This is a genomic window from Micromonospora cabrerizensis, assembly GCF_022230955.1.
GTDB lineage: Bacteria > Actinomycetota > Actinomycetes > Mycobacteriales > Micromonosporaceae > Micromonospora > Micromonospora cabrerizensis.
In genome coordinates this window covers 1-12531 of sequence record NZ_JAKKFI010000068.1, presented here as the reverse complement: position 1 = coordinate 12531, position 12531 = coordinate 1, and the positions used below count along the sequence as shown (strand labels likewise).

The 12531-nt window shown below is 70.9% G+C and carries 10 protein-coding genes, 1 tRNA gene and 2 pseudogenes; 7 read left to right on the top strand and 6 right to left on the bottom strand.

All coding sequences use genetic code 11. From position 1 onward, the window contains the following. Positions 1 to 152 precede the first annotated feature (152 nt). Positions 153 to 1325 (top strand): lactonase family protein, encoded by a 1173-nt coding sequence (locus LADH09A_RS17085; RefSeq protein ID WP_238646272.1) that lies wholly within the window; start codon positions 153 to 155, stop codon positions 1323 to 1325. Positions 1326 to 1404: 79 nt separating this feature from the next. On the opposite strand, the gene LADH09A_RS17080 is transcribed toward LADH09A_RS17085, so the two are convergent. After that, entirely contained in the window at positions 1405 to 1707 is a 303-nt protein-coding gene (locus LADH09A_RS17080; protein ID WP_238646270.1) for a helix-turn-helix domain-containing protein, read from the bottom strand. A gap of 66 nt (positions 1708 to 1773) precedes the next feature. Between LADH09A_RS17080 and map the strand changes: the two genes are divergently transcribed. Beyond that, complete coding sequence (gene map, locus LADH09A_RS17075) at positions 1774 to 2547, top strand: type I methionyl aminopeptidase (RefSeq protein WP_238646268.1); 774 nt, start codon at positions 1774 to 1776, stop codon at positions 2545 to 2547. An 8-nt stretch (positions 2548 to 2555) separates the two neighbouring features. Here map and LADH09A_RS31940 read toward each other — a convergent pair whose 3' ends face one another. Next, positions 2556 to 2900 (bottom strand): DUF1330 domain-containing protein, encoded by a 345-nt coding sequence (locus LADH09A_RS31940; RefSeq protein WP_238646267.1) that lies wholly within the window; start codon positions 2898 to 2900, stop codon positions 2556 to 2558. 117 nt (positions 2901 to 3017) lie between these two features. On the opposite strand from LADH09A_RS31940, the gene LADH09A_RS17065 reads away from it, so the two are divergent. From LADH09A_RS17065 to LADH09A_RS17050, 4 genes and pseudogenes are all read left to right on the top strand, one after another. After that, positions 3018 to 3830, top strand: a complete 813-nt coding sequence (locus LADH09A_RS17065) for a helix-turn-helix domain-containing protein (protein ID WP_308194594.1) — start codon at positions 3018 to 3020, stop codon at positions 3828 to 3830. Positions 3831 to 3973: 143 nt separating this feature from the next. Continuing rightward, positions 3974 to 4666: pseudogene (locus tag LADH09A_RS32190) on the top strand (CDP-alcohol phosphatidyltransferase family protein); the annotation flags it as partial. A 274-nt stretch (positions 4667 to 4940) separates the two neighbouring features. Further along, positions 4941 to 6596: a sulfatase-like hydrolase/transferase gene (locus tag LADH09A_RS32185; RefSeq protein WP_238646265.1), complete on the top strand. Its 1656-nt coding sequence runs from the start codon at positions 4941 to 4943 to the stop codon at positions 6594 to 6596. Between the two features lie 28 nt (positions 6597 to 6624). Continuing rightward, entirely contained in the window at positions 6625 to 7428 is an 804-nt protein-coding gene (locus tag LADH09A_RS17050; RefSeq protein WP_238646264.1) for an FkbM family methyltransferase, read from the top strand. Here the strand turns inward: LADH09A_RS17050 and LADH09A_RS31935 are convergent. Further along, positions 7407 to 8948 (bottom strand): TROVE domain-containing protein, encoded by a 1542-nt coding sequence (locus LADH09A_RS31935; protein ID WP_238646263.1) that lies wholly within the window; start codon positions 8946 to 8948, stop codon positions 7407 to 7409. The genes LADH09A_RS17050 and LADH09A_RS31935 overlap by 22 nt on opposite strands. Positions 8949 to 9484: 536 nt before the next feature. After that, a tRNA-OTHER gene (locus LADH09A_RS17040) sits at positions 9485 to 9547 on the bottom strand. Positions 9548 to 9763: 216 nt separating this feature from the next. Between LADH09A_RS17040 and LADH09A_RS17035 the strand changes: the two genes are divergently transcribed. Beyond that, positions 9764 to 10720 (top strand): LysR family transcriptional regulator, encoded by a 957-nt coding sequence (locus LADH09A_RS17035; protein WP_238646261.1) that lies wholly within the window; start codon positions 9764 to 9766, stop codon positions 10718 to 10720. Here the strand turns inward: LADH09A_RS17035 and LADH09A_RS17030 are convergent. Together LADH09A_RS17030 and LADH09A_RS17025 are read right to left on the bottom strand one after the other, a co-directional pair. Beyond that, the gene (locus tag LADH09A_RS17030; RefSeq protein ID WP_238646259.1) at positions 10645 to 11883 is read right to left on the bottom strand and encodes a vWA domain-containing protein; all 1239 of its coding nucleotides are present in this window, start codon (positions 11881 to 11883) and stop codon (positions 10645 to 10647) included. The genes LADH09A_RS17035 and LADH09A_RS17030 overlap by 76 nt on opposite strands. Continuing rightward, positions 11880 to 12531: pseudogene (locus LADH09A_RS17025) on the bottom strand (hypothetical protein); the annotation flags it as partial. The pseudogene LADH09A_RS17025 and the gene LADH09A_RS17030, both read right to left, overlap by 4 nt.

The window sequence follows — 12531 nt, the reverse complement described above, 5'->3', positions numbered from 1 at the left end:
TCCCATTTCCGGACGTACGTCTGCGCGTTCGATGGAAGGGCGCGAAGTTACCGCTTTAGGGTAAGTGTGCCGAGAGCGACTACATCCTCCGATAGCTTTCGAAGCAGAGGAAAACTCGTATTCCTCCCTTCGTGTGCGTAAGGAGCCCAATGATGAAGCGCAGCGTGGCCCTCGCGGCAGCCCTCCTGGCGGGTCTGACCAGCGTCGGATCGATCCCTGGGACCGCCTTCGCCGACGGTGGCGGCCCTGGATACCACGACGACCGCAAGGGGGGTGAGCACCACCACGGCGACGAGGGCGCGGTCTTCGTCCAGACCAACAAGGCCGAGGGCAACACCATCAAGGTGTACGACCGCGACGAGGACGGCCGTCTCACCAAGGCGGGGGAGTACGAGACCGGCGGCCTGGGCGGGTTCACCATCGGCGCGCCGCTCGACGCGCTGGCCTCGCAGGGGTCGCTGACCTACCACAAGGGGCTGCTCTTCGCCGTGAACGCCGGCAGCAACACCGTGACGGTCTTCGGTGTCGAGGGCACCAGGCTGCACAAGCTCCAGGTCATCTGGTCCGGAGGCCTGCTGCCGGTCAGCGTCGCGGCCCGGGGCGACCTCGTCTACGTCCTCAACGCCGGTGGGGAGGGGTCGGTGCAGGGCTTCGAGCTGCACAAGGGCCGCCTGTCCCGGATCGAGGACGCCAACCGCTCGCTCGGGCTGCACAACGGCAACCCGCCCGCGTTCGGCACCGCCCCGGCGCAGATCAAGATCGACCCGGACAGCGAGTTCGTCCTGGTGTCGACCAAGGCCAACAACGTCATGTTCAGCTACGAGATCGGTCGCCACGGCGAGCTGGCCCGCAACCCGGTGATCAGCGACGCGGGCAACGCCCCGTTCGGCTTCACCTTCGACACCGACGACACGCTGCTGGTCACCGAGTCGGGTGCCAACGCGGTCAGCCGGTTCGAGCTGGAGGACGACGGCGGCCTCGACCAGATCGGGCCGTCGGTGCCCAACGGTCAGCAGGCGACGTGCTGGATCCAGCGCGTCGGCGACTACTTCTTCGCCGCCAACGCCGGCAGCTCCACCATCAGCTCCTACCGGGTCAACGACGACGGCAAGCTCGAACTGGTCAAGAACGTCGCCGCCGACACCAACGGCGGGTCGATCGACATGACCGCCAGCGACGGTTTCCTGTACGTGCAGAACGCCACCGCCGGCAACGTGCAGGGCTACGAGGTGAACAAGGACGGCTCGCTGAGGCTCGTCACCACAGTGGAGGGCCTGCCGAAGTTCGCCGACGGCATCGGCATGGAGGGCATCGCCGCCTCCTGAGCGCGTCTCCCGCTGGTCCCGGTCGCTCGCCGACCGGGGCCAGCTCCTTGTGGTGCCCGCCGTCGCCGGAGTCGGACCCTTAGGAGGCCAGCCGCTCGATCGTGTCGTGACCTGATCCCGCCAACCCGGCCCCGTCGCCGGAGTGGTTGATCTCCGACCACACCGCGTCCAGGGAGAGGCCGAGGACGTCGGCGATGGCGGCGATGGTCGGGAAGGCGGGGGTGGCGATGCGGCCGGACTCGATCTTCCGGAGGGTTTCCGGTGAGAGACCCGCCTCCAGTGCGGTAAGGAGCATCGAGCGCTCCCCCCGGGCTCGACGCAGGAGGGCGCCGAGCCTTTGTCCGCGTTCGACCTCTTCGGGAGTGAGCGGCAACCTGACCATGGCCCGATTCTAGTACCGGGATAATATGGCCGGGATAGTTATTGGAAGTGCGAGGGAAGGCGCTGCATGATCGAGATCCTGACCCCCACCGACCTGCTGCGAGCGAAGGATTCCGGTGCCCTGGTCGCCGACATCCTGCGAACGCTGAAGAGCCGCAGCGCGGTCGGCACGAACCTCCTGGAGATCGACGCGTGGGCACGCAGCATGATCATGGAGGCCGGGGCGCAGTCCTGCTACGTCGACTATGAGCCGTCCTTCGGGCGCGGGCCGTTCGGCCACTACATCTGCACGTCGGTCAACGACGCCGTGCTGCACGGCCTGCCGCACGACTACACCCTCGCCGACGGCGACCTGCTGTCGCTCGACCTCGCCGTCTCCCTGGGCGGCGTCGTCGCCGACTCCGCCATCAGCTTCGTCGTGGGCGACGTACAGCCCCCGGAGAGTGTCGCGCTGATCGACGCGACCGAGCGCGCACTGAGGGCGGGGATCGCCGCGGCCGGCCCGGGCGCTCGCATCGGTGACCTCTCCCATGCCATCGGCTCGGTCCTCACCGCGGCGGGATACTCGGTCAACACGGAGTTCGGCGGACACGGCGTCGGCTCGACCATGCACCAGGACCCGCACATCTCCAACACCGGAAGGCCCGGTCGCGGGTACCGGCTGCGCCCGGGCCTGCTGCTGGCGCTGGAACCATGGGTGATGGCGGACACCGCCCAGCTCGTCACCGACGCCGATGGCTGGACGCTGCGCAGTGCGACCGGCTGCCGGACGGCGCACAGCGAGCACACGATCGCCATCACCGACGACGGCGCCGAGGTGCTCACCCAGCCGTTGCCCTGATCCCGACCCTAGGAGCCAGCGGCCCGCCGGATCGCGGCAGCCATCTCCACCGCGCTGTGGTCGGCGTCGACCCCCTCGACGAGGATCGCGTCGCCAGCCAGGTGGCGCGTCCGCAAGGGCTTGATCTCCTGGTACGCATCGGAGTCGTACCAGGAGCGGGCCCTGGCCGAGTCGGGAAACTCGATGACGACCAGGTCGCCCGGCCAACTGCCCTCCAGCACCTCGACGGGCCCACCGTGGACGATGAACCGGCCACCGAAGGGCGCCAGGGTGGCATCGATGCGCTCCAGATATTCGAGCACCTCGGCATGGACGGGTGCCCTGCGCAGATGAGCAAGCGCGTACGCGGTCACGAACTCTCCGATCGTTGGGGACGCCTTCCGTGAACATGGTCGCGAGCACTGGTGCGCCCTGTCGATTACGTCGCAGGTAATGGGGCGTACCCCGGTGTGGTCACTAGGGTCGAAGGGGTGACGACCAGGACCAGCCCGGGCCGACCGGTGGGGGAGCTGCTGCGCGACTGGCGTCGAACGCGCGGGATGAGCCAGCTCGACCTGTCGATCGAGGCGGGCGTGTCGGCCCGGCATCTCAGTTTCGTGGAGACCGGGCGGTCCCGGCCGAGCCCGGATCTGATCCTGCGGCTGGCGGAGCGGCTCGACCTGCCGCTGGCCGAGCGCAACACGATGCTGCTGGCCGGCGGTTACGCCCCCGCCTACCCCCGCCACGAGCTGACCGATCCGGAACTGGCCCCGTTCCGGGCCGCCGTACGGCAGATTCTCGACGGGCACAGCCCGTACCCGGCGGTGCTCGTCGACCAGCACTGGCACCTCGTCGAGGCCAACCCCGCCGTCGCGCTGTTCACCGGTGACGCGAAACCTCACCTGCTCACCCCACCGGTCAACGTGCTGCGGCTCAGCCTGCACCCCGACGGCATGGCCCCGCGAATCCTCAACCTCACCGAGTGGCGGGCCCACCTGCTCGCACGGTTGCGCCAGCAGGCCGTGACGACCAACGACCCGGTCCTGTCCGACCTGCTCGAAGAGCTTCGCGGCTATCCCGGCGGCGACGACGTCGTGGCACCCGGCAGCGATGACCTGTCGCGGGTCGCCATCCCACTGCGGTACCGCCACGGGGACCGGCAGTTGTCCTTCATCAGCACGACCACCCTCTTCGGCACCCCGCTGGACGTCACCGTCGCCGGGCTGGCCGTCGAGGCCTTCTTTCCCGCCGACCCGGTGACCAGCGCCACGCTGCGCGCCCTCGTCGCGCCCGCGGCCGGCTGACCCCCGTCGCGTCCGTGGTGCCGGCCGGCACACCCGGGCCGAGGCCTCCGCGTCCAGCCTGGCGGTTTACGTTTCAGAATGAACCGATCGGTCATATTTTCCGTGTTCACGGTGAGGTCACACACCAGATTCGCGGAGGCACGATGTCAACGGTTCGAACTGGTCCGCTCATCGGACTGATCGTGCAGACCGCCGTGCTGGCGGTGCTCGCGGGAACAGTCGGTCTGGGTCCGGCGGGATGGTTGGCGGGGCTGGCCTACGGGGTTGGCCTGTGCGTCCTGCTCAGCCGGGGGATGTCCCGCTCTGCCGCGCCTGGTCTGAGCCCGGCCGATCGCGTGACGCTGAGCCGGGCGATCCTCGTCGGCGGCGTGACGGCCCTGGCAGCGGAGTCGTTCACCCGACCGGCGCCGGTGGCGTTGATGGTCGCTCTCACCACCGTGGCGCTGGCCCTCGACGCGGTGGACGGTTACACGGCCCGACGCACCGGGACGACCAGCGAGCTCGGCGCGCGCTTCGACATGGAGATCGACTCTTTCCTGGTGCTGGTGCTCTGTCTCCACGTGGCCCCCTCGGCCGGCGGCTGGGTGATCGCGATCGGCGCGATGCGCTACGTCTTCGTCGCCGCGAGCTGGGTGCTGGGATGGATGCGCGGGTCGCTGCCGCCGCGCTACTGGCGCAAGGTCGTCGCGGCCATCCAGGGCGTGGTGCTGACGGTGGCGATGGGTGACGCGCTGCCCGGGCCCCTGACGACTGCCGTCCTGGTGGTGTCCCTGGCGCTGCTGATCGAGTCGTTCGGGCGCGATGTCACGTGGCTGTGGCTGACCCGTCACCTCCGCCGAACCCCCAGCTACGACCCACCGGCCACGGTGGACCACGCGAGCAGCCAGCTCACCCACAGCACCCACAGCGCCGGCCCTGCTCTGGGCGGGTCGTGCGCGGGGATGGCGGATGGGCTGCCCTGGCAGGAGCGCCCGACGGTGACGGTCGCCCGCAGCGGGATCGCCCGCGTCTGAGCCGCCCGCACGCCGCACCCGTCAGTGATCATGGAAGGATCCCCGGTTGTCGCTCTTGACACGAGTACGTGAGCTGCCGAGCCAGGGACGGAAGGCGATGAGGGGCGAACTCCCCGGCGTTACCGCCGACGACAGCACCCCAGGTGAGGGCCGGCCGAAGCGCTCCATCCCGGCCCGACTGGCGACCGTCCTGGCCGCGCTGCTGGTGCTGCTCGTGCTCACCGCGCCGTACGACTTCGGTCGCCTCACCCCGGCGGCGTTCGTGCGGATCCCCCTGGAGGCGCTGCTGGTCGTGGCCCTCCTGCTCGCGTTGCCGTCGCGCGGGAGCAGGCTGGTCGCGACGCTCACCGGCGTGGCCCTCGGTCTGCTCGGCCTGCTCAAGCTGCTCGACCTGGGGTTCTCCGCCGCGCTCAGCCGGGCGTTCGACCTCGTCCTCGACTGGGCCCTGCTCGACGAGGCGTTCGCCTTCCTCAGCGAGTCGTACGGCCGGCCCGCCGCCATCGGCGCCGCGATCGCCCTGGCGGTGGTGGCCGTGGGCCTGCCCGTCCTGGTCACGCTGTCGGTGCGGCGACTGCGTCGGCTGGTGATCGGGCACCGCACCGCGACCACCCGGATCGTGGCGGCGCTGGTGGTCGTCTGGGTGGCCTGTGCGGCGTTCGACGTGCGGGTGGTGCCGGCCGTACCGGTTGCCGACACGTCCGCGACCACCCTGGCCAACGGCCACGGGTTCCAGGTGCGCCTGCGTCTCGACGACCGGAAGACGTTCTCCACCCAGATCGAGGCCGACCGGTTCGCCGACACCCCGGGCGACCAGCTGCTGACCGCGCTGCGGGGCAAGGACGTGGTCATCTCCTTCGTGGAAAGCTACGGCCGCGACGCCGTCGAGGACCCTGAGTTCGCCCCGCAGGTCGGCGCGGTCCTCGACGGCGGCACCAGCCGGTTGCAGGCGGCGGGATTCGCCGCGCAGTCCGGCTTCCTCACCTCGCCGACGTTCGGCGGTGGCAGCTGGCTCGCGCACGACACGTTGCTCTCCGGCCTGTGGATCGACAACGACCAGCGGCACCGCACCCTGCTGGCGAGTGACCGGATGACCCTCAACGGCGCCTTCCGACGGGCCAACTGGCAGACCGTCGGCGTGATGCCCGCCGTCAGCCGGGCGTGGCCGGAGGGCGCCTTCTTCGGCTACCAGCGGTTCTACGATGCCAAGGCGCTCGGGTACCGCGGCCCGAAGTTCAGCTTCGGCACGATGCCCGACCAGTACACGCTCTCCAGCTGGCAGCGCCTGGAGCAGGCGAAACAGGACGGCCCGGTGATGACGGAGATCGCGCTGGTGTCGAGCCACGCGCCGTGGACGCCCGTGCCGCGGCTGGTCGACTGGGCCACCGTCGGCGACGGGGCGATCTACCGTGGCACCGCTGGCGATGAGGACGAGCGGCGGCGCACCACCGGCCAGATCCGGGCGGACTACCGGCAGTCCATCCAGTACACGCTGAGCACGCTCATTTCCTACGTGCAGACCTACGGCGACGACGATCTCGTGTTCATCTTCCTCGGCGACCACCAGCCGGCCACGGTCGTCACCGGTGAGAACGCCAGCCGCGACGTCCCGATCACGATCATCACCCGGGACCGGGCCGTCCTGGACCGGATCTCCGGGTGGGGCTGGCAGGACGGGCTCAAGCCCGGGCCACGGGCGCCGGTCTGGCGGATGGACACCTTCCGGGACCGCTTCCTGACCGCCTTCGGGCCGTAACCCCCCTCACCGACTGGACGGCAGACAGATGACGGCTACCACCGAGGCCAGGATCGCGGCGCTCCGCACCGATCCGGCCATGTCCCTCCTGCACCGGTCGCTGGATGTCTACTACGGCGACCCGCAACGGGACGCGAGGATGGACGCGTTCTACTCCCGGTTCGTCGCGGCGGGGGACCTCGTCTTCGACATCGGCTCCCACGTGGGTGACCACATCGGCAGCTTCCGTCGCCTCGGCGCCCGGGTCGTCGCCGTGGAGCCGCAACCGTTGTGCCTGCGTGCCCTGCGGGCGATCTACGCCGACGACGACCAGGTGACGCTGGTCGAAGGGGCATGTGGGGCGGCCGCCGGGAGCACCCGGTTGCACGTCAACTCCGCCAACCCCACCGTGTCGACCGCCTCGCCCGACTTCGTGCGGGCGGCGCACGGTGCGGGCGGTTGGGAGGGCGAGGTGTGGGACGCGGACATCGAGGTCCCGGTGGTCACCGTCGACGCGCTGATCCAGGAGTACGGCGTACCGACCTTCACCAAGATCGACGTGGAGGGCTTCGAGGACGAGGTGCTGGCCGGCCTGAGCCGACCCCTGCCCGCCCTGTCGTTCGAGTTCACCACGATCGCGCGCCCGGTCGCCTACCGGTGTCTCGACCGCCTCACCGCGCTCGGCTTCGACGGGTTCGACGTCGCGCTGGGCGACGACAAGTCGATGACCTTCGAGACGTGGCTACCCGCGAGCGACGTGGCGGCACACCTGCGCGACCTGCCGCACCTGGCCAACTCCGGCGACGTGTACTGCGTGTCCCGCAGCGTGGGTCAGAAGGGCCACCGCTCGTGAGTGCCAGCCTCGATGAGCGGGATCATCGCGTACGCGGCGTCGGACAACCCGCCGAAGGTGTGCCGGTTCGCTGTGGTCGGCGTGTGCCCAACCCGGTATCCGGCCAGGTTCCAGGTGTACACGGGAACCTCAGCGGGCACCGCTGCGGCGACGTCCGTCGCGTTGTGCCAATGGGCCTGCTCATCGGTGAGGATGACCACCCGGTCGTGCCGGTCGTAGTGCTTGCGCACCGCCTTCTCGGTGTCGGTGCCCATGCCGAAGAAGTAGCCGTCGTCCTTGAACCGCCGTACCGCCGCGAGTACCGACTCGCCCGCCGACGACGGAAACACCCGACTGTCGTTGGAGAACGACACCACCGTGGCCGCCTGCGCCCGGGAGGCCAGCGCCAGGCCGAACACCGTGGCGCCGTCCCAGCAGAGCAGCGTGCCGTCCTTGCTGAACGGGCTTCGCATCGAGCCTGACGTGTCGATGAGGATGAGGGTCCGTCCGCTCAGGGCGGGCACGTTGGCCAGGGCATGCTGCAAGGCCTTCTCCAGCGGGTACGCCCACCGCAGGCTCGGTGCCGCGTTGTACGCCGACAGGAAGCGCATCGGCAGCACCCGGGAGGCGGCAACCTGGCCCGGATCGGAGAGCTTGGCCGCCACCGTCTCCGCCACGCTGTCGCTGACCCCGACCTGGTCGAAGTTGCGCAGGTTGCGCAGCAACGCCAGATAGCCCATGGTCGGGATGACGGACTCCCATGCCGAGGCGTCCATCGCGCTCTGTCGCCAGCCGGCCAGGGCCTCCCACGTCATGCCGGCCGCGCCCAGCACCGCCGGATCGGTGACCTCCCTGCGCTGCTCGACGGGCACCGCCATGAGTGCGTCCCGTGCCGCCAGCATCCCGAGTGACGCCGGCAGCGGAGTGTCGCGCCGGTGTCGTCGATCGAGCGCGTGCCGGAACAGGTCGCCCTGCCGCTCGTCCTTCGCGGTGGGGTGCGTCAGGTCGATGACGTCGCCGTAGCGCACCTGGCTGCCGACGGAGTCGTACTTGAGCAGACTCCGCTCGGTGTACAGCCGGACCGCCGCGTCGGCGATGCCCCGCTTCACCGGCTTGGGTAGCGCCCGTCCATGGCGAGCGAGCCAGTACGCCAGAGCCTCTGCGGGCTCGTCCGCACGCTGCAACGCGGCGTCCACGATTGCCCGCGAACCCGGAATCTGGGCGGCGACCTGGGCGCGAGCGCCCTCGACAGCCGCCACCACGGACGCCGAGCGCAGCATGGCACCGGAGCGAAGCCACGGCACGAAGCGAGCGAACCAGCCCGGATCGGCGACGGCGACGGTGGCGACCAGGTCTCGGAAACGAGCGTCCCGGTCCGTTGCGCCCTCGTAGAAGGTGTCCTCGCCGACCATGGTGGAGACACCGAGCAGGAAGAGTTCGACGCGCGGCTCACGGGCGAAACCGGGCGCGCCCTGGGCGGTCACCGGCTGCTGACGGCCCTTGCGCAGCTTGATGTTGAACTTGGCCATGACGTCCCCCACGTCAATCAGCTCGGAAAACGCCACCTCACCGCACACCCGAGATCAAGATCGGCCACGGACTGGTCCGTAGTTCTGTCCGTTGAACTAATCACCCGAAGGCGGCGGAGGACTCGAACCTCCATCTGCGGACCCCTGAAGTAACCGTTGCCTGCGCACCGGGTGTGTGGTGTGGTCGCGCTTCCCGAGTTCCAGGTCGGCGACGGATGGTCCTTCACCGGGGTCGAAACCCCTCCAGATGTAACCGTCGCCTGCGCACCGGGAAGTGCGGGCACGACCGTAGCGATGGCGGCGACAGCGAGGCAACGGATTTTGCGATCTTGCAAGCAGGAAGGTGCTCACGCCGCGCGCCAGAGACCAGATCGGACACGGTGCAGCGGGCTCGAACCGCGGGTCCCTTGCGGGACCTTCACCAAGAAGTAACCGTGTCCGTCGCACCTGGCGTGCGGCGTGAGTGCATCTTCCGAGATCAGGGCGGCGACGGCGACTGGCCCTTGCGGGCCAAGGTGACCTGGGCCGCTGGTCGACACCACCTGAGGTGGCGGTGGGATTCGAACCCACGTCTCCCCGTTCGGAGCGGAAGTAGCCGTTGCCTGCGCACCGGAAGGCGCCTGACGACGATAGGCCCGCACCGACGCGTGGACAAGCTGTTTCGGCGCCCGCGACCCGGTCGGTCGGTGCCCCCGCGCATCGTCGACGACGAGCACGTCGGTCGGGTGAATCACTGATGGCGGTGGGACACGTCGCCGGGGCATGATCGGGGTTCGTCTCGACGGAGAGCCGGGCCACGCGATCGGGCGGGGAAGAGGGTGACGCCGATGACCCCGACGCAGCTGCGTGCGTACGTCGCCGTGGTCCGGCTGGGCTCCGTCAAGCAGGCCGCCGCGGAGCTTCAGGTCTCCGAGTCGGCCGTGTCGCTCCACATCGCCCAGTTGCGCAAGGAGTTCGGCGACAGACTGTTCTCCCGGACGGCGGGTGGCCTCGCCTTCACCCCTGGTGGGCTGCGGCTGGCCAGTCGCGCGGCGGAGCTGCTGGGGCTCCAGGACCGGACGATCCGGGAGGTGAGCGCCGCGACGCGTGGCCGACGCCTGCTGCGGGTCGCCGCGTCGAGCCTGTTCGCCGAGTTCGCCGCGCCGGGCCTGATCGAGCTCTTCGCCAAGCGGGCTGCCGACCTCGACGTTGAGCTGAGCGTCTGCAGCCCGGGTGCCTTCGGGTCGCTGCTGCTGGCCCGCGCCGTGGACATCGCGATCGGCCCGCAACCGCCGGTGGTGGACAGCGCCACCGCCAGCCGGCCGGTGATGAACTACCGCCTCGTGCTCGTCGTCGGCCCGGGCCACCCGCTGGCCGGTGTGCCGGCGTCCCCCGGTCAGCTGCGGGAGCAGACCTGGCTGCTCGGGCCGTCCGCGACCACGGACCTGGGTGGGGTGCCGGCGATGCTGCGTCGCCTCGCCGTGCCGGACGAGCGGCAGCAGATCTTCCAGAGCCACGCGGCGGCGCTGGGGGAGGCCAAGCGGGGCAAGGGCGTCTCGCCGGCCCTCGCGTTCACCGTCGCGCCGGAGGTCCGCCAGGGGCATCTTCTGCAGGTGGCGGGGCCGCACGCGACGATGGAGGCGGTGTGGCACTCGCAGGTGCTCGCCACCCCCGACGCGATGTCCGCCGCCGACGAGCTGTCGCGCTTCTCGTCGACGCCGAGGGCGATTCAGGCGATGATGCGCGGCGCGGGCGTCAGCGTCGGCCACTTCCGGCCGTCGGTGCACGTGACGCTCTGGAGCTGACGGGCGACGACCAGCAGATCCCCGAAGGTGCCGGCGGGCAGCATCCGGTCGCAGTAGGGGAGAGCGGCGGCCATGCCGCCGACCCGGGGGGCGAAGCCGGGTGCGCCGGCGCGGGGATTCAACCAGACGATCCGGTACGCGCGGCGGCTCAGCCGGGCCATCACGGCCGCCAGCTCGCCCGGCGGGTCGCTGTCCCAGCCGTCCGACCCGATGACCACCACCGCGCCCCGCACGGCGTCCGCGTGGTGGGAGGTGAGCAGGGAGCGCAGGTTGGTGGCGATCCGGGTGCCCCCGTACCGGTCGGTCACGGCGGCACTGGCCTGCGCCACCGCCTCGGCCGCCGACGTGTGTCGCAGTACCACGGTGAGCCGGGTCAGAGTCGTCGCGAACGCGAAGACCTCCGCGTCGGCGACCACCGCGAACGCCCGCATCAGATGCAGGTACGCGGTCGCCTGCGCCCGCATCGACTCGCTGACGTCGCAGAGCAGCACGACCCGGCGTGGTCGTCGTACCGGCCGCTCACGGACGACCTCGACGGGTTCCCATCCGGTGCGGCGGGCCCGGCCGATGGTGGGCCGCAGCGCGACCCGGGCACCGGCCGCACCGACGGCGAACCGCCGGGTACGCCGGGTCGGCCAGCCGGCGACGGCAGCGCGCAGGGCGTCACCGAGTTGTGCCACCTGCGCGGTGTCGAGTTCGTCGAACGGGCGGTCGGAGAGCCCGGTGAGGGCGCTGGGGCGCCGCTCGGGCAGCCGCAGCGCGGTGTCGTCTGTCGGTGTCTCCGCCACGGCCGGCGGCAGCGTCGCCCACGGCAGCCCCCCGCCTGACCCGGAGTCGTCGGTGTCGGCCGGCACCCGCGCGTACACGTCGTCGTGACCGTCGGGTGGGGACGCGGACCGTGCCGGCCGGGGCAGCGGCGGGGGATCCGCGAAGATCGCGGCGAAGACCCGGTCGAACGCGGCGAGGTCGCTGTGCCGTCGGACCAGGCAGATCCGGGCCGTCCAGTAGAGCGACGACATCGAGTCGGGTGGGCTGGCGGCGAGCGCCCGGACGAAGTCCTCGACGTCGGTGAGCCCGGCCGGGACGCCGGCTCGTCGCAGCCGCCCGGCCAGCGCCACCGCGAACGCGGCCCGGTCGACCCCGCGCAGCACGCCCGGGCTCACCGGCGCGAGGCCAGCCAGGCGATCACCGCGCCGACGGCGACGAGACCGACAACGACGGGTACGAGCCGCTTGGTGATCGAACCTCCGGCGATGCTGAGCAGGTCGAGGGCCTCCGGCTCGGCAGCCGCCGCCACTCGTGCGGAGCCGTCGGGTGACCCGACGGTGGACGTCGACGGCAGCGACGGCGAGACCGGCGACGATGCCGACGTCGGAGAGGCGGACGACGGCGCGGTGGGTGACGGGTCGATCGGCGACGGGTCGGTGGGAGACGGGTCGATCGGCGACGGCTCGATGGGCGAGGGCGCGACGGCGGCGGTCTTGGGCGTGGTGGCGACGGCCGTCGCGGACGCGGCGGCCGGCGCCTCGGGCGGCGTGACGGCCGGGGGCGCGACGGGTTCGGCACCCGCGGCCGGGGACGGCACGGTCGCGTCCGGGGATGGCACGGTCGCGTCCGGGGATGGCACGGTCGCGTCCGGGGATGGCACGGTCGCGTCCGGGGATGGCACGGTCGCGTCCGGGGATGGCACGGTCGCGTCCGGGGCTGGCACGGCCGTGGTCGGCTGGTCGGCCGCGAGCCTGGCCTCCAGGTTGGCGACGAACTGGGCCACCAACTTGCCCGACACCTCTTTGATCATGCCGCTGCCAGCC